We start from the raw sequence: 14,455 nt of genomic DNA, 5'->3' as shown, positions 1-14,455 counted from the left end.
CCGCTTTTCAAAAATGCCCTGCATATCGTCATTTCCGGCGAACATCGGCATCGCCATATTGCTGCACCAGTGCATCAATGAAGCGCACCGCGCCGCTTTTCCGCGGCGATTCAAGCGCTGGCGCGGGCCAGAGCCCCGCATCGAGAAAATCGGCATCGGCAACGATGGTCGCCTGCCCCTGCCCTACCGAACATTGCACGAGAAAAGCGGCCTCGCCCCAGTCGCAGTCGACGCCGGATACCTCCTGACCATCTGCTGAACGCTCGATCTTTCCCACGCCCCGACTGGCGAAATGATGATCACCAACGCGAAGAAGTTCGACCGCCGCGCCGTGGTCATGACCGCCAACAAGCTCCAGCCCCCAGTGACCGAGCAGTGGCGAAAGCAGGCCGCTGGCCAAAGGCCGCTGCGGATCGCCAAGCGGCAGCCGGGATGGCCAGACCAGATCGGGGTCGGTGAGAATGATGGCGGCTCCCCCTGCCCTGACCCAGGCATCAAGATCGTTCAGATCGGCCGGATCCATCGCCCGCGGCTGGACGAGCAGGAGAATGTCCGGGTCTTCCGCCGCCAGATTTTCCAGACTGTCGACCGCGGTCATATCATAATGTTGCTGCCAATAGCGGTAGACCGGTGCCGGCTCCGATCCACCGGAGAGTATCGATTCCACAGAAGCGCCATCGCCCCATATCAAAGGCAGGCTTGTCATCAGCTGGATACGGAAGCGGGGTTGCTGGGAATCGGGCGGCGATTCCGCGGCGCTGCATTGCGCGAGAAACAGGAGCGCGAGAAGGGCCGACGGAACCTTCTGCCAAAAATGCCCCAACTAGCGCTGCTCCCGATCCATTGGTGCACCCAGATTGGGATCGGGCCTCAGGTCCGGGACGGTCTGTCCAGGCAGATTTGCCGCAGGATTTTGGGCTTCTGCCTTGCCCCCTCCCGATGCCGGTGCCGGCGTAATGCCCAATTCGGCCAGCGGTTCGGCCGGCTTGCCTTCCGGGACAGTGGTAACCGGCGGGACGGCACCGGCTGCTTCTGCCTGCATTTCCTCGATAACCGTCTGCTCGTCGCTGGCGCGCTGGATGATGAAATTGGCGACGCTGACCAGCAACAGCACCGCGGCCAGTCCGACGACACCGACCTGAATGCGCTGCATCGTGTCCTGACGACCGGAATTTGGCGGCTTCCTACCCATCATTATCGAGCCACGGGAACACGGGCAGTCCCTTTTCCTTCAGCCAGGCGGCATTATATAGCGAGGAGAGATAGCGGAACCCGGTATCGCAGAGGATCGTTGCAACCCGGCTGCCAGGCCCCAGTTCCTTGCCCAGCGCAATCGCACCGGCGACGTTGATACCCGACGACATGCCAAGACAAAGGCCCTCTTCCATCAGCAGCCGTTCGACCCAGACCAGAGCCTCCTCGTCGGAAATGCGATATTGCAAATCCACCGGCGCGTCTTCGAGATTGCCGGTGATCCGGCCCTGCCCGATGCCCTCGGCGACGCTACTGCCTTCGGACTTCAGCTCGCCATGGGCGTAATATTCGTAAAGCGCTGCACCGTGCGGGTCCGATAATGCGATGGTTATTTTTTCATCCTTCGCCTTCAGCCCCATGCCGACGCCTGCCAGCGTCCCGCCGGTTCCGACGGCACAGGTAAAGCCGTCAATCTTGCCATCCATCTGGTCCCAGATTTCCTCGGCAGTGGTTTCGATATGCGCGCGTCGGTTGGCGACATTGTCGAACTGGTTGGCCCAGATCGCGCCTTCGGTTTCTTCTGCCAGGCGGCGTGAGGTATGGACAAAATGACCGGGGTTTGAATAAGGCGCAGCCGGCACGGTGATCAGCTCGGCGCCGAGCGCGCGCAGCGTATCCATCTTCTCCCGGCTCTGGGTCTCCGGCATGACGATGGTCGACTTATAGCCCTTGGCATTGGCCACCAATGCTATGCCGATGCCGGTATTGCCGGCGGTTCCCTCGACAATCCGTCCACCCGGCTTCAGCAGGCCGCGTTCTTCCGCATCCTGAATGATGAACAGCGCGGCGCGATCTTTCACCGATGCGCCGGGATTGGCAAATTCGCACTTGCCGTAAATGTCGCAACCGGCAGCTTCACTGGGTCCGGAGAGGCGGACGAGCGGCGTATTGCCGATCAGTTCGAGAGTGTTTGGAATGATGCTCATGGGCAATACATAGTGCGCGGGTTTTCGAGCCGCAAGCTTGAAGCTTTTGCAGGGGTAATAGCATGGCTTTAGTCTACCGCCGGCAAGGGCCAGTCTGCAGAAAAATTGTTCGTGCGCAGTTGCAGAACATCATGCTAGGCCGCTGGCAGCATCTGACAAGGGATAGGAAATAGAGGGTCATGGTCGAGAAAAAATATGAATGTTTCGATGTCGAGATTGGCGACGGCATCGCCCATATCCGGATGAACCGTCCGGAAAAGCTCAACAGCATGAATCGCGCGTTCTGGAATGATCTGCCGGAAATCGTCGAGGATATTGATATCAACGCCCGCGCGCGGGTCATCGTGATCAGCTCGACCGGCAAGCATTTCTCCGCCGGCATGGATCTCTCTGTTTTTGCGCCGCAACCCGACAACAAGATCGACGGCGCGGACAAGCATGTGCTCGCCGAAATGTTCCGCTCCAATGTCAAACGGATCCAGCATAGTTTCAACGCGCTGGAAGAAGCCCGCATTCCCGTTCTGTTTGCGCTGCACGGTGGCGTCATCGGCGGCGCGATCGACATGATCAGCGCGGGTGATATCCGCTGGTGCAGCAAGGACGCGATATTTTGCATCCAGGAAACCAACATCGGAATGACCGCCGATGTCGGCACCTTCCCGCGCCTGCAACGCTATATCCCCGAAGGCTGGGTCAAGGAAATGGCCTATACCGGTCGCCGGATCGATGCCGCCAAGGCCAAGGAAATCGGTCTGGTCAACGATGTGTTCGACACGCAGGAAGAATGCCTGGCCTATGTCATGGAAACGGCGAAAGAAATCGCGTCGAAATCGCCCCTGGCGATCACCGGCTGTAAAGTGCTGATCAACTATGGCCGCGATCACAGTACAGCGGACACGCTGGACTATATCGGTGTCTGGAACGCTGGCATGTTCCCGCCTTCGCATATTCAGGAAGCAGTGGCCGCGATGGGTGAGAAGCGCGAACCGGACTTTCCCGACCTGTTGCCGCTCAGAACCACAGCGCTGTAATTTCGCCGCCGCAATCACTCGATGATAAATTTCATATATGCCCTGATCCCGGTGATCCTGATCACCGGGCTGGGCTGGTTGCTCGCGCAACGGAACTTCCTGCCCGCCGAGGGATGGCGCGCGATTGAGCGACTGGTCTATTTCCTATTCTTTCCGGCGCTGATCATCAATGTGCTGACCAGCGCCTCGTTTGAAATCGTGCCCTGGACGATGGTGCTGGCGCTGATCGGCTCGCAAATGGCGCTTGCCATACTGGGGCTTGTTGCCAAGCGGGCCGATGACGGACCCCGGAAAGGGTCTATCATCCAGTCCAATGTCCGCTGGAACACCTTTGTCGGCCTGTCGATTGCCAGCGCGTTGTTCGGCGAGCCCGGACTTGCGCTGATGGCCATTGCGGTCGCGGTTCTAACACCCGTCGCCAACGTGGTTTCGGTGCTCGCCCTGACATATTTTGCCGAGGATAGCGGTAGCCCGAAACCGCATGTGATGATGGACATGATCCGTAATCCGCTGATCATCGGCTGTATTGTCGGCATCGCGCTGAATCTGCTGGACATCGCGCCGACCGGAATGGCCGAAAAGACGCTCGACATACTGGGTGAAGCCACGCTGGCGCTCGGCCTGCTGGTGGTTGGCGCTGCGGTTGATCTAAAAGCCTTCAACCGGGCGGGTCCAACGACTTTGATCTGGTCCGCGGTCCGTCTGCTCGGCTTCCCGGTTGCGGCTCTGGCTGCCGGGCTGTTGCTCAACCTCGCGCCGGACAGTCTGGCAATTGTCGTGATCGCCGCATCCACGCCGACCGCGAGCAGCGGCTATATATTGGCGCGTCAGCTAGGCGGCGACGCTACCCTGTCGGCCAATCTGATTGCGGTGCAGACCGTGTTTTCGGTCCTGTCCATGCCCGCGATCTATGCGCTCTATCTGCTGGTTCGGGCATGAGAATTCTGCCGGGCCCCGCCTAGCTCAGATCATATTTCTCGGGCACGAATTTCGCCATGATCTTGTCACAGACGGCGTTGTTGCGCTGGAAACAGTCGTGCGCCTTCATCGCCTCGAAATGGGCGACCAGCGATGGCCAACGGGATTTGTCCGGCAGACCGGCCAACATCTCGGTCTGGGCGATCTGCGACGCGACCGATATATCGGCGATGGTCACATTCTCGCCGATGAAAAAGGAGCGCCCGTCCAGATATTGCTCGAGATAGTCCCACAACGGCGGCAGCTTCTCGTTCCAGGTCTTGCGCGCCGTTTCAACATCCGGTTCCTTGCGCTGGAACAGATTGAAGATGATCGGCCGGAAAAGCCCCAGGCCACCGGCCATCGCCAGTCCGGTGTCGGCATATTCCTCCAGCCAGAGCGCCCGGCCATGGTCGAATGCGTCGGCGGGATAGACGGCAGGGTCGGGCTGTTTCTTTTCCAGATAGCCGCAAATCGCCGAGCTGTCGGTAATCGTCCCGGCAGGGCCTTCTTCGGCGATATCCCGGTCGCGCAGCGAGGGAATGCGGCCAAGCGGGCTGATCGGCTTGTACCAGTCCGGCAAGACCATGATGCTGACCTCCTCGCAGTCATAATCAAGCCCCTTGAGCGCGAGCACCGCCTCGACCTTACGCTGGAAGGGGGACAAAGAAGAGCCGTAGAGGACGAGCGATGCGGTCATGGGGTATTTTCTCCTGATCTTTGCAACTTCAATGGCGGATTGTTTGGAGATTGAAAAGCCCCGTCCCGCTCCTTCTCCTTCTCCTTCACGGGAAAAGGCGATTGCCGGTCCGCTCCATAATTGTTTCAGGAATATTCAATCCCCACCGCGTCCGCCGCTTGCTTCGCCAGCTTCCGCGCCGCATCCGTATCCGCGCCTGTCGCCAGCGCCACCGCCATCCGCCGGTAAGGCCGCGTCACCGGCTTGCCGAATATCCGCACATCCGTTTCCGCGCCCTCGCCGCCCAGTACAATTTACCCAGTGCAACCGAAGCGGTATCGCAAGCCATCAAACACTACTACAGGCGATCCATTCCACATGCGTGGTGCACAAGGGGAGAGGATGAGGTTTCCATTTGGCGCCAGGATTCTCTCCAGAAGCCTCCTGACAACTTCCTCGGCATGCCAAATGAAGTCTACGACGGTCTTCCCGATGGCGTAAAAAAGGAATTGCTAGCTGGAACCGCAAATCCGGAAACCGTGTTGGTGACGATGCTGCTTTCTTATAACAGATTACACCCGAAATCGGTCCCAGCCTTGAAGAAATCTATAGAGAGCAATACAAGACCAACGATAACGATTAGGAGTTCCTCTCCATCAATGTTTTTCCTTCCGGGTTCTCATGGCGAACTCGACCAAAGCCTTTGAGCTTTTTCAGACAGAACATCTTTGATGCCGGACTCTACATCCAAAATCTCTTCCATGAGCCAGGATATGTGACGTACTTCTTTAACGAGGGCCATTACAAGTGCCCTGGAATCATCTTCCGAGAGAACAATATTTCCAAACCGAACACCTTTTTCCTGCCAGTTCATAGACATTATGTTTTCCTTTCTTAAGTTGAAAGACGCCAACTTCGGATTGGCGTCTTTCATGATTAATAGATTCGATTAATTTATTAGCTGTTTAGCGGGTTGGGGTACGCCCGGCCATGCAATGCCAGGCGTGTCATGCAATCATATATTTTCCAAAAGGTCCTTTCTACAAAAGAAGAGCGCTGGGGCGATGATCAGGCCCGTCAGCGCTTATTAGTAGGTTGATAAACGATGCTAAATGGGTGTCATGGTAAGGATTGATATTACCTGGGATCAATGTATGTCATGGGACTTGACTTCCTCCAATCAGCGCTTCTCAGCCAATAGCTTTTTATTGTGAATAATTTATCCTTGGTGGATGTGGGTGGACAATATTGGTCATGTCTGTTATACTGACTATGCAGAAATTCTGCAATGCAGAAAGGAGACTGTTATGAATCAACTGACCGTTCAAATCCGGGACCGAGGCGTGTTTACTCTGCCCTCGGAACTTCGTGACAAATATGACATTGGAAGTGGAAAAATATATCAGCTTGTTGATCTGGAGGGTGTTTTTGTGCTGGTCCCAATGATTCCCATGGTGCCGGAGTTGGCTCAGGAAATTGAAGCGATTCGTAAAGAATCCGGGCTGAACATGGAAGAGCTTCTGGTGGGGTTGCGGGAACAGCGTGAAAAATATACTGCTGAGAAATACGGAAAATAAGGGGCCGATGTTGCGGGTGTTTATCGATTCAGATGTTTTGTTCGCGGGTTCAACATCTCCAAATGTTCACAGTGCAAGCAATGTGATATTACAGATGGGTGAGATCACCCTCATCAAGGTTGTTGCCAGTGAACAGGTCATTACTGAGGTCTCCCGTAACCTGGGCGAAAAAATGCCAGAGGCCTTGCCGATATTTACGCGGATTGTAAAACGGTGCATTCAAGTTGTTCCCGATCCTTCCTCCCAAGATGTGGAGGACTTTTCAACGCAGGCTGATTGGAAAGATGTCCCTATTCTGGCGGCAGCGATAAATACTCGGTGTCACTATCTGATCACTTTTAATATTCGAGATTATTGCCAAACAAGAATGATATTTCTGTCTTGCGGCCGGGGGAATTTTTATTGAAAGTGCGTGAGATGTTATCTAAGTTGGATTGACGTAGTCCCTGGCTTGGATCACGAACGACAATAGGTCTCATGCCTCTTTGTCCATCTGTTTTTTTACCCAGGCGATATCGTCAAGCTGGTATTTTTCTGCCAGTGCACGATCCAGTGTCAGCTTTGGAACTAATCGAATGGTTCCATCGGGCTCAACAAAAGCTTCCAGCAAATCTCCTTCAGCAATTTTAGCTTTACGACGTATTGGAGCGGGCAGAGTAATTTGTCCATTGCTTCTGACTTGTAAATAATCAGGCAAGATAGCCTCGCATTCTGAGATATTGGTAATTTGAGTTCTCATAAATCTTACATCGCTGGGATCTTTACATCAAGGGAATATTTCTAGGGCAAAATTAGATAGAATAACACAACAGAGAAAATATAATATTTTCTTTTGGAGGGGAATCATCCGGATATATTATGCTGGGAATGTTATGCAGACCAAGCGCGAGGACCGATAGGGCCGAAATCTGGACTGTCCTTGATAGGACATCGCTACGCGGACCATAAGTAGAATAATTAAAGCGCCGGGGCGTTGATCAGGCCAGCCGGCGCTTTTTCAACAGGTTGACGAACAGTTGCCGTCCCTTTTCAGTTACTTTGTGCAGGTCGTTGATGTCCTTGATCGCACCTCCGTTCACCTCGGCCGGCAGCAGGATGGTTCTTCCATTTGAGGGATGAACTCCCGCCATTTGACGATTGAGACCGAACCGGCCTCGTCGTTATCAATCACGGGAACAAGCCGCCGGTGATTTTTGACGATCCTGCTCTCGATCTCTTCCAGGTGAGCAGGCGAGGGGTTCGTTCCGGTCAAAGCGACGGCATTGAAACCCCAGTAACTAGCAATCATGGCGTTGATCGGCCCCTCCATCAGGAGCACAGGGCCGGTGGAGGCCAGCGCTGCCAGGCCGAAAACAGGTTTTTGGAAAAGGGCGAGTCCCAGGTATTTATTGTGGAGCTGGTGCCCGGCAGCGATCGGCCAAAGACATAGGTGGGCCGGCTGTGCCAGTCCACGTCGGCAAAAATGATCCGTCCGTAGAAGAATTCGTAGTTCTTCTGGCCGGTCCGTTTGGAAGGGCGGAAGACGCTGGAATATTCCTAGGTCCTTATCGCTCTTTCCAAGGGCATAGAGGGCATACTTGAGGGCGGTTCCTTCTGGCGGGCAGTACCCGAACCTGTATTTCCTAAGGATCTCCAGTGGCAATTTCCGAGTCTGGGTTAGATACGCCACGGCTTCGGGGTCTTCAGCAGCCTCTCTGCATAGACATTGAGCGCCACATCCCAGATAAACCGGACCGTGGAAGTGACATCGTGGTACTTCAGGTCTTCCGGAGAATATTCAACGACCCATTTCTTTTCTGACGCCCCCATGTCCTTTTCACCCAGCAGTTCGAGCACCTCTTTAAACATATCGGAGTCATTAGGGTTCCATCCTTGTCCAAACCGCATCAGCCCTACAAAGTCCAGGACATCACCGGAAAGGCCGCAGCTGCCGGAAAAGCACTTGAAATGCCAATCGCCGGTTGAAGTCAAAAAGACTGAAAACGAGGGATTGTGGTCATCATGGAATGGGCAACGTCCGATAAACCCGCGGCCGCTTTGCCGGAGTTCCACGCCGTAAGCGTGGGCCACGTTTGGCAGGTCATGTTGCTTTTTCAGTGCTTGCAAGTCAATGCTCATCATTCACCCACATCATTTTGGCGTACACGAAGCCGGCAACCTGTTCCTTTGGGAAGGCTCGACCATCTTCGCTAAAGTATACATTGTCTCGGACAGCGATGATCTGAACCTCCTCATCTCCCGTTAGGGTATTAACCAGGTACAGGCCCGGCTGATCGCTTTCTGCCAGAGCGTAAGCCTTCTTATCCGAACATGACTTCAAACGCCTCTTCTTCGGAGGTGTAATAGTCATCAAGAGGCTCATTATCCCTGGCGACTTTGAGATATTTTTCATCAAACTCATGTAGTACCTCCTGTGGGATTTTTCCCACGAAACTAGACCGGATCATGGGGCGCAGTCTTCCATCCGGGCGGATTTGGTCCTGATACCAGCTCAGAAGCAGTAAATCCTTGGCCCGGGAGAAGGCCACATGTGCCACATGCCGTTCTTCAACGGGATCACCGCCGGCGGCCTCACGAAGCGACTGAGCCGAAGGCAGTTCGTATTCATTGAAACCGGCCAGGAAGACAACCGACCATTCAAGCCCTTTTGCACCATGAATGGTAGTGAGGGCCAGGCCGTCATCATCCATCTTGAAGCTGACTTTCTGTGACATGGTATTTAGAAAACCGTCCACGTAACGGTAGGTGGCAGCTTCTTCCTGAAGGGTCTGCATCCGGTTGATGGCCTGCCGACCGTCCAGTTCCTGCTGTAGAGGACGGATCCAATCCGTTTCCTCCAGCAGCTTCCCGATCAATTCGGACGGACGGTCAATCTCCATTTTGGCAAAGCGGTTCATCAGATTGAAGAGGTCAAGAGCAGCGACCCTGACCTGTTCACGCAGGTCTTTTCTCGCCATTGCTTTGACCAGGGCTTCTACTGAGATTTCAACCGCATTCCCCCTGATCAACTTCTTACTTTTTGGACCAATTCCCCTGGGTGGGGTATTGATGATCCTATCAATAGCACCTTTCATTATGGGGGTATCACTGACCCCATTATTGTAGTCACGCAGCGCCTGGATTGCCTGGACGTAGGCCACCAAGTTCCTGGATCTCGGGTCGCTCATAGAACCGGCGATTCTCCCCAAACAATTTGTAAGGGATTTGGCGATCCACCAGCGCCTGTTCGATCACGCTGGCCTGCCGCCAGGATCGGAACAGAATGGCGATATGGGTTAACGGGACGCCCTGTCCATTGAGGTTGATAATGGTATTGGCGATAAAGTTGGCTTCAGCGTAATTATCAGGGAGTTCATTCCAGAGGACTTCACCCTCACCCCGGTTGCCGTTCAGCAAGACCTCGTCTTCTTCGGGGGTCATTGAGGCGGCGGCTTCGATAATGCGCCGGCCGCATCGGTAGTTTTCCCGGAGGACTATCCTTTCCATCTGGGGAAAATCTTTTTCAACCTCCCGGCTCAGAGCTTGAAAGTCAGCGCCCCGCCAGGTGTAAATGGATTGGGCGGCTGCGGCAACCATCATGATGTTTTCACCTCCCTGCAGGAGGAGCTTCAGGAATTCATACTCCATTAGGGAGGTATCCTGAAACTCATCTACCATCAGGTAGTGGATGGATGAAAAGGCCAAAGCCAGTTCGGGCTCCGTTTCCAGGACATTGATCGCATGGGCGATCAAATCGGATAAATCCCACTTAGTTTCGGACTTTAGGATCTGGTTATAGCGCCGAATAACTTCCTGCATGGGAAAGGGCAGGATCGAGAGATCCGCTTTCCAGGTCGTCTTATACCAGGTGAGCCGGTTTTGCAGGTCGGCTGCTGAATATATATTTTCAGCGATTCCGATTTCCTCCATAGCCCTTTTCAGCAGCCCGTAGCATTCCATCGGATCCGCTATCTCCGGGACTTTCCGTTGATGGGCTCTCTCATTGGCGATCATAATTCTGAGAGCAAGACTGTGGAGGGTAGAGACGTTGAGGTGTTCCACCAGGTCCTTTCCAATATCCCGGCTCAGGCGATGCCTGATCTCATCGGCCGCTTTGGTCGTGAAGGTCACCAGACAAATCTCTTCAGGCGGGTAACCATCCTTGACCATCCGGCGGACTCGCTCGACCAGGATCCGGGTCTTGCCCGTACCAGGACCGGCGAGAACGAAAAGCGGCCCCTTGTCATGGAGGACCGCTTGTTTCTGAAGGTCGTTCAAAAAGACCTCCATGACCTTTCTCCTTTCTATGATAGTGTGCGCCTGTCGCTAACCTTGCAATCCAGCGCACAGTCACCATGATAATTGTGTTGCCAATGACTTTGATCATACAAAAATGGGGGCGTCTTGGATGAACCGGTCCACGGAGATCAGCAGCTCATCCAGCCTGGACAGGATTTCCCAGAAATCGTTACGACTTCCCCGGAACTTTTTCACCCACAGGTTGGCATGGACCTGTTCCCAGATCTCCCGATTCAGCCCGTGGATAACCCAATCCCTCCCGGCATTGACCATCGTCCCTTTATTGCTGGAAGCCAGGACGACATCTGCGCCCAGGCGGAATGCCTGGCGGGTCAGGTTTTTCTGGGTCAGGTTCAAGGCCACAAACCGACCTTGTACCCGGAGGATCACCAGTTCTTTTGGAAAGTCTGCATCAGTGGCGGGGACTTCCGCTTTATGTGATTGCCCATCCACAGATACAAGAATCTCATCCAGCTGGTTGATCAGACGCCACGCATCCTCACCGTCACCCCGTTTCTGGCGATACCAGAAGTTGGGATAACGCTGCGACCAGCCTTTACTGGCGTCAAGCCCTTGGATTTCCAGTCCCCGCTTCGACATGATCATCACCCCCTTATGGGATGATGAGATGACGACCTGGGCGCCCGCATCGAAACCGATTTTATTCAGGTTTTTTGGGCTGAAATTGACAGCCGCTTTCCAGCCAGCAATGTTCAGGAGGATCAGATCCTTTACTTTTTCATCCTTATCAATTGGCCGCCGCATCTCACCAAGGAACGGCTGGAACTCCACCAGGTTTTCCAAATGCGGGAGGATATATCCCAGGTCCCAGTCGGGATGGTCTATGGCCGCCCGCAAAAGAATTCTGGCGTAATACTCAAAAACCTCATCGCCGAGGTGGTCGTTCATAAACCAGAGAACGAATTTGAGGGAGCCGCCGCACTTTTTGTTCTGAGCGAGTCGTCCTTCTGAGGCATCCAGGATATAACGGATGACCGCACTTTTGCGTCGGCTGCAAGACGACTTTATTTGCGATATGAGGATCTCATGCAGCTCCTGGGCATGGTTTGGCTGCTTCTTTCCGGTCAGCATCTCAGCCAGAATTTGTTTTGGGGTCTTAGTACTCATGGCCACATCAGCACTTTTCGACTGATCCCGGCCCTGTCCAGCGCCAGCAAGCTGTAGGTTTCATACAAACTGTTTCGTTCATGGTTCACTGTCTCCTGAGCCGCCCTTTTGTAAGCTGCGGCGATCAATATATTTTGAGTTATTTCACTGATGCCGGCACTTTTCAGTTGGTCAATAACCCCCAGCAATTCTTCAAGGCCAGGGGCTGACCAATAGGGCTGCATCAATCTCAGAAGCGATTGGATCTGAGGGATGTTTTCCTTGTCCAGGTTGACATGGGCGTCGAAAAACTTCAGGAGATCAATCGTTTCCTTGGTCAAAAGGGGAGCGGCTGAAACACACACTGCTCCCGGAGCCAAAGTCACTATTTGCCTCCTGCAACCACAAAGAACCCGGATCTCTTTGATTTCGAGAGCCGGGTGATTTCAATATTTCTTACGTCCCCAGGCTTTAACCGGGGGCAACGTTTTTTCCGGAAAAAGCGGCAAGTGGCCCATGAAGGCCAGGACGCTGTTCTTCCGACACTTATCTTCTTTCATTTGCACGTTATTTAAGTACAACATTTCCGTCTCCTTTAGCCAGGCGGCTACACCCGCCAGGGCTGAGGTAAAGTAGAAAACCCCCGATGCAGCGGGGGCGGGGCTTGACACTGAGATTACAATGTAATACAATGTAATCATAAATAATACTCGCCAGAAGACCATGAAAGGATCAAGTTGGCCGACCTCATCAGTAAGTCTTTTAAAGTCAATTCAATCACTGAACGGAAACTCAACGCACTTACGGAACGCCACCCGGAGTTATCCCAGAGCGCCTTGCTCAACCAGTTGATCAACGATCGCTTTAATGAAGAGCTGCGACCGGTCAAACTGGTCAGGAATGAAGAGCTGGGTAAGGTGGCTTTTGTTCGCTATAACTCCACCGAATTCCTGGCTGTGATACCAGCCGAGGCGTTGGACTCGGTTAGCGAAGAAGAGATGTTCCGGTACGAGAATGGCCTGTTGGGAGAAGACGATGCATCCATACTTGCGGCCCTTTTCATGGCAGCCAGCAATCTGACAGAAGAACAAAAGGATGAACTGTTCAATATGTCCTCATCAGATGAGGACTAATTTCTTTTTCGCCCCTCCTTTTCCTCCAGCATTTTCCTAGCCTCAAAGAGGAAGTGGGGGCGAACTGCATTAACCCAGCTCTCATCAATTAGAGAGCTGTCGCCCTTCAGAGCACGCTGGGCCGGTAAACGAAGTTGGCCGGGAAGGCCGGCAATGGTACGACTTATCAGCGTTGCCAGTTCTCTGTCTGAGAACTTCTGGCCTAAAACAGTACCACCGTTTTCCTGCCAGTTTGCCATTGATGAACTCAAATGTTTAGGATTTCTATTGGCATTCATTTTTTATCTCCTTTAGCCAGACAACTGCACCCGCCTGGCCTGATTAAATTAGAAAACCCCCGATGCAGCGGGGGTGGGAAAATAGGATTAATAGGTTTGTCTTATATAAAGACAAGCTAATATCTGCCTGTCTTATTGTGTTGCAGTATTGAAATAAGCTATTTCAGGGTGTCCAGGTTTTTATATACTTTCCCTCTGGACTTGATGCTAACGATCAGCCCCAATAGGACGTCATCTTCGATTGTATAGATTATCCGCCAATCTCCGACGCGTAATCTGTAGAGTTCATACCCCTGAAGTTTTTTACAACCGGTGGGTTTTGGGTTGTCCTCCAGATCTGCGATCTTATCCAGAATTCGCTTGATCTCTGTCTTGGGGAGTTTGCTCAAACTTTTCTTGACCTTTTTGTTGAGCTGCACCGTATATTTCATTTCTTTTCAATTCCAAGCTCTTTGTACAACTCGTCGAGAGTGATGGTTTCTTCTTTACCGGCTCTCCATGCCTCAAGAAATGATTGGGCTTCCTCGGCTTCTCGTTTCTGTTCAAGTTCTTCTTGTATTAGAAGATAGTCTGTTGCGGGAATCATTACAGCAATGGGAAGATCGTTACGCTTAATGAGCACATCGCCCTGCTTGAACAGAATTCTATCAAGTATTTTTCGCCATTGCTGACGTGCTTCTTTACTGCCATATGAAGTTAACATTGCACTCCTTTCTATAATGATAATTATTAATAGTACTATACATAGTGTACACTATGTACGCCATCCCGTCAAGATGAGTGGCTCCGAATAGCAGACGACCGAAGCCGTCTGGTCAGAGTTAAAATTGAAACGCCCATTTACATCGGGGGTGGGTAGAGGGTGCGGCGAAAGATAATCTTTACGCTGGCGTTAACTGTTTACAGGTAATGACTTTAATGGACACCGAGGACAATTTGAACAGCCTCAAGAATAGCCGAAAGCTTCTCAGTGTCCACTTTCCCAATCACTCGAATAAAGCGGTCAACAGACAATGAACGAATTTGGAATGCATCTACAGCAGAGGGTTTCTCAAGGCCGTTTGCCTTTCCTGGTTCGATCTTTACCAACCAGGGCGTCTTAGAATAGCGCTCTTTCCAGGTTGTAACGGGAACAATAACTCTCAAGGGAAGATTACCAATCTCAATGACATTTAGAATAACTGCTGGACGAAATTTTCTAATTTCAGTGTCGATGGATGGATCCAGGTTAATTA

At 52.9% G+C, this 14,455-nt stretch carries 22 protein-coding genes; 5 read left to right on the top strand and 17 right to left on the bottom strand.

The genetic code is table 11. The features are described 5' to 3' along the window. Positions 1-28: 28 nt before the first annotated feature. The 3 genes from ACHZCJ_RS00245 to ACHZCJ_RS00235 all read right to left on the bottom strand — a co-directional run bounded on the left by ACHZCJ_RS00245 (position 29) and on the right by ACHZCJ_RS00235 (position 2,180). Positions 29-667 (bottom strand): DUF4350 domain-containing protein, encoded by a 639-nt coding sequence (locus tag ACHZCJ_RS00245; RefSeq protein WP_394699989.1) that lies wholly within the window; start codon positions 665-667, stop codon positions 29-31. A 156-nt stretch (positions 668-823) separates the two neighbouring features. After that, positions 824-1,195, bottom strand: a complete 372-nt coding sequence (locus ACHZCJ_RS00240) for a hypothetical protein (protein WP_321322837.1) — start codon at positions 1,193-1,195, stop codon at positions 824-826. Further along, positions 1,185-2,180, bottom strand: a complete 996-nt coding sequence (locus ACHZCJ_RS00235; protein WP_321322835.1) for a cysteine synthase A — start codon at positions 2,178-2,180, stop codon at positions 1,185-1,187. Before ACHZCJ_RS00235 ends, ACHZCJ_RS00240 begins: the two co-directional genes overlap by 11 nt. Positions 2,181-2,359: 179 nt before the next feature. Here ACHZCJ_RS00235 and ACHZCJ_RS00230 point away from each other — a divergent pair, with 179 nt between their 5' ends. Together ACHZCJ_RS00230 and ACHZCJ_RS00225 are read left to right on the top strand one after the other, a co-directional pair. Continuing rightward, positions 2,360-3,211, top strand: coding sequence for a crotonase/enoyl-CoA hydratase family protein (locus tag ACHZCJ_RS00230; protein ID WP_159643892.1), 852 nt, complete (start codon positions 2,360-2,362; stop codon positions 3,209-3,211). A gap of 21 nt (positions 3,212-3,232) precedes the next feature. Next, the gene (locus ACHZCJ_RS00225) at positions 3,233-4,150 is read left to right on the top strand and encodes an AEC family transporter (RefSeq protein ID WP_321322832.1); all 918 of its coding nucleotides are present in this window, start codon (positions 3,233-3,235) and stop codon (positions 4,148-4,150) included. Positions 4,151-4,169: 19 nt separating this feature from the next. Here ACHZCJ_RS00225 and ACHZCJ_RS00220 read toward each other — a convergent pair whose 3' ends face one another. The 3 genes from ACHZCJ_RS00220 to ACHZCJ_RS00210 all read right to left on the bottom strand — a co-directional run bounded on the left by ACHZCJ_RS00220 (position 4,170) and on the right by ACHZCJ_RS00210 (position 5,727). Beyond that, entirely contained in the window at positions 4,170-4,868 is a 699-nt protein-coding gene (locus ACHZCJ_RS00220) for a glutathione S-transferase family protein (protein WP_321322830.1), read from the bottom strand. A 125-nt stretch (positions 4,869-4,993) separates the two neighbouring features. Next, positions 4,994-5,086, bottom strand: coding sequence for a hypothetical protein (locus ACHZCJ_RS00215; protein WP_394700051.1), 93 nt, complete (start codon positions 5,084-5,086; stop codon positions 4,994-4,996). 440 nt (positions 5,087-5,526) lie between these two features. Further along, positions 5,527-5,727, bottom strand: coding sequence for a hypothetical protein (locus ACHZCJ_RS00210; RefSeq protein ID WP_394699988.1), 201 nt, complete (start codon positions 5,725-5,727; stop codon positions 5,527-5,529). A 427-nt stretch (positions 5,728-6,154) separates the two neighbouring features. Here ACHZCJ_RS00210 and ACHZCJ_RS00205 point away from each other — a divergent pair, with 427 nt between their 5' ends. Continuing rightward, the gene (locus ACHZCJ_RS00205) at positions 6,155-6,424 is read left to right on the top strand and encodes a hypothetical protein (protein WP_321322826.1); all 270 of its coding nucleotides are present in this window, start codon (positions 6,155-6,157) and stop codon (positions 6,422-6,424) included. Next, entirely contained in the window at positions 6,390-6,830 is a 441-nt protein-coding gene (locus ACHZCJ_RS00200; RefSeq protein ID WP_321322824.1) for a PIN domain-containing protein, read from the top strand. Before ACHZCJ_RS00205 ends, ACHZCJ_RS00200 begins: the two co-directional genes overlap by 35 nt. A gap of 69 nt (positions 6,831-6,899) precedes the next feature. On the opposite strand, the gene ACHZCJ_RS00195 is transcribed toward ACHZCJ_RS00200, so the two are convergent. From ACHZCJ_RS00195 to ACHZCJ_RS00165, 7 genes are all read right to left on the bottom strand, one after another. Next, positions 6,900-7,163 (bottom strand): AbrB/MazE/SpoVT family DNA-binding domain-containing protein, encoded by a 264-nt coding sequence (locus tag ACHZCJ_RS00195; protein WP_394699987.1) that lies wholly within the window; start codon positions 7,161-7,163, stop codon positions 6,900-6,902. A gap of 336 nt (positions 7,164-7,499) precedes the next feature. Further along, positions 7,500-8,066 (bottom strand): hypothetical protein, encoded by a 567-nt coding sequence (locus ACHZCJ_RS00190; protein WP_394699986.1) that lies wholly within the window; start codon positions 8,064-8,066, stop codon positions 7,500-7,502. Positions 8,067-8,080: 14 nt separating this feature from the next. Further along, positions 8,081-8,545 carry a CHC2 zinc finger domain-containing protein gene (locus ACHZCJ_RS00185; RefSeq protein WP_394699985.1) on the bottom strand — a complete coding sequence of 155 codons (465 nt, stop codon included), beginning with the start codon at positions 8,543-8,545 and terminating at the stop codon, positions 8,081-8,083. 179 nt (positions 8,546-8,724) lie between these two features. After that, on the bottom strand, positions 8,725-9,564 hold the full coding sequence (locus tag ACHZCJ_RS00180) for a 3'-5' exonuclease (RefSeq protein WP_394699984.1): 840 nt from the start codon (positions 9,562-9,564) through the stop codon (positions 8,725-8,727). Then, positions 9,530-10,693, bottom strand: a complete 1,164-nt coding sequence (locus ACHZCJ_RS00175) for an ATP-dependent helicase (RefSeq protein WP_321322814.1) — start codon at positions 10,691-10,693, stop codon at positions 9,530-9,532. Before ACHZCJ_RS00175 ends, ACHZCJ_RS00180 begins: the two co-directional genes overlap by 35 nt. Positions 10,694-10,786: 93 nt before the next feature. Next, positions 10,787-11,830, bottom strand: a complete 1,044-nt coding sequence (locus tag ACHZCJ_RS00170) for a hypothetical protein (protein WP_321322813.1) — start codon at positions 11,828-11,830, stop codon at positions 10,787-10,789. Continuing rightward, a complete protein-coding gene (locus tag ACHZCJ_RS00165) occupies positions 11,827-12,195 on the bottom strand; it encodes a hypothetical protein (protein ID WP_321322811.1) in 369 nt (122 codons plus the stop codon). The genes ACHZCJ_RS00170 and ACHZCJ_RS00165 overlap by 4 nt, the downstream gene beginning before the upstream one ends. 351 nt (positions 12,196-12,546) lie before the next feature. Between ACHZCJ_RS00165 and ACHZCJ_RS00160 the strand changes: the two genes are divergently transcribed. After that, the gene (locus ACHZCJ_RS00160) at positions 12,547-12,942 is read left to right on the top strand and encodes a hypothetical protein (protein WP_321322808.1); all 396 of its coding nucleotides are present in this window, start codon (positions 12,547-12,549) and stop codon (positions 12,940-12,942) included. Here ACHZCJ_RS00160 and ACHZCJ_RS00155 read toward each other — a convergent pair. From ACHZCJ_RS00155 to ACHZCJ_RS00140, 4 genes are all read right to left on the bottom strand, one after another. Continuing rightward, complete coding sequence (locus ACHZCJ_RS00155; RefSeq protein ID WP_321322806.1) at positions 12,939-13,220, bottom strand: hypothetical protein; 282 nt, start codon at positions 13,218-13,220, stop codon at positions 12,939-12,941. The two genes, ACHZCJ_RS00160 and ACHZCJ_RS00155, sit on opposite strands and share 4 nt — an antisense overlap. A gap of 158 nt (positions 13,221-13,378) precedes the next feature. Then, a complete protein-coding gene (locus ACHZCJ_RS00150; protein WP_321322804.1) occupies positions 13,379-13,651 on the bottom strand; it encodes a type II toxin-antitoxin system RelE/ParE family toxin in 273 nt (90 codons plus the stop codon). Beyond that, positions 13,648-13,923, bottom strand: coding sequence for a hypothetical protein (locus tag ACHZCJ_RS00145; protein WP_321322802.1), 276 nt, complete (start codon positions 13,921-13,923; stop codon positions 13,648-13,650). Before ACHZCJ_RS00145 ends, ACHZCJ_RS00150 begins: the two co-directional genes overlap by 4 nt. 212 nt (positions 13,924-14,135) lie before the next feature. After that, the gene (locus tag ACHZCJ_RS00140) at positions 14,136-14,447 is read right to left on the bottom strand and encodes a type II toxin-antitoxin system PemK/MazF family toxin (RefSeq protein WP_394700050.1); all 312 of its coding nucleotides are present in this window, start codon (positions 14,445-14,447) and stop codon (positions 14,136-14,138) included. Between the last annotated feature and the right edge of the window lie 8 nt (positions 14,448-14,455).

This window comes from uncultured Parasphingorhabdus sp. (genome assembly GCF_963677535.2).
Taxonomy (GTDB): domain Bacteria; phylum Pseudomonadota; class Alphaproteobacteria; order Sphingomonadales; family Sphingomonadaceae; genus Parasphingorhabdus.
This window is presented reverse-complemented; position numbering and strand designations above follow the sequence as displayed.

Coding starts and splice junctions, on each gene's coding strand:
- ACHZCJ_RS00240 (WP_321322837.1), bottom strand. CDS start 1,195: ATGATGGGTAGGAAGCCGCCAAATTCCGGTCGTCAGGACACGATGCAG.
- ACHZCJ_RS00235 (WP_321322835.1), bottom strand. CDS start 2,180: ATGAGCATCATTCCAAACACTCTCGAACTGATCGGCAATACGCCGCTC.
- ACHZCJ_RS00230 (WP_159643892.1), top strand. CDS start 2,360: ATGGTCGAGAAAAAATATGAATGTTTCGATGTCGAGATTGGCGACGGC.
- ACHZCJ_RS00225 (WP_321322832.1), top strand. CDS start 3,233: ATGATAAATTTCATATATGCCCTGATCCCGGTGATCCTGATCACCGGG.
- ACHZCJ_RS00220 (WP_321322830.1), bottom strand. CDS start 4,868: ATGACCGCATCGCTCGTCCTCTACGGCTCTTCTTTGTCCCCCTTCCAG.
- ACHZCJ_RS00215 (WP_394700051.1), bottom strand. CDS start 5,086: ATGGCGGTGGCGCTGGCGACAGGCGCGGATACGGATGCGGCGCGGAAG.
- ACHZCJ_RS00210 (WP_394699988.1), bottom strand. CDS start 5,727: ATGTCTATGAACTGGCAGGAAAAAGGTGTTCGGTTTGGAAATATTGTT.
- ACHZCJ_RS00205 (WP_321322826.1), top strand. CDS start 6,155: ATGAATCAACTGACCGTTCAAATCCGGGACCGAGGCGTGTTTACTCTG.
- ACHZCJ_RS00195 (WP_394699987.1), bottom strand. CDS start 7,163: ATGAGAACTCAAATTACCAATATCTCAGAATGCGAGGCTATCTTGCCT.
- ACHZCJ_RS00185 (WP_394699985.1), bottom strand. CDS start 8,545: ATGATGAGCATTGACTTGCAAGCACTGAAAAAGCAACATGACCTGCCA.
- ACHZCJ_RS00175 (WP_321322814.1), bottom strand. CDS start 10,693: ATGGAGGTCTTTTTGAACGACCTTCAGAAACAAGCGGTCCTCCATGAC.
- ACHZCJ_RS00170 (WP_321322813.1), bottom strand. CDS start 11,830: ATGAGTACTAAGACCCCAAAACAAATTCTGGCTGAGATGCTGACCGGA.
- ACHZCJ_RS00155 (WP_321322806.1), bottom strand. CDS start 13,220: ATGAATGCCAATAGAAATCCTAAACATTTGAGTTCATCAATGGCAAAC.
- ACHZCJ_RS00150 (WP_321322804.1), bottom strand. CDS start 13,651: ATGAAATATACGGTGCAGCTCAACAAAAAGGTCAAGAAAAGTTTGAGC.
- ACHZCJ_RS00145 (WP_321322802.1), bottom strand. CDS start 13,923: ATGTTAACTTCATATGGCAGTAAAGAAGCACGTCAGCAATGGCGAAAA.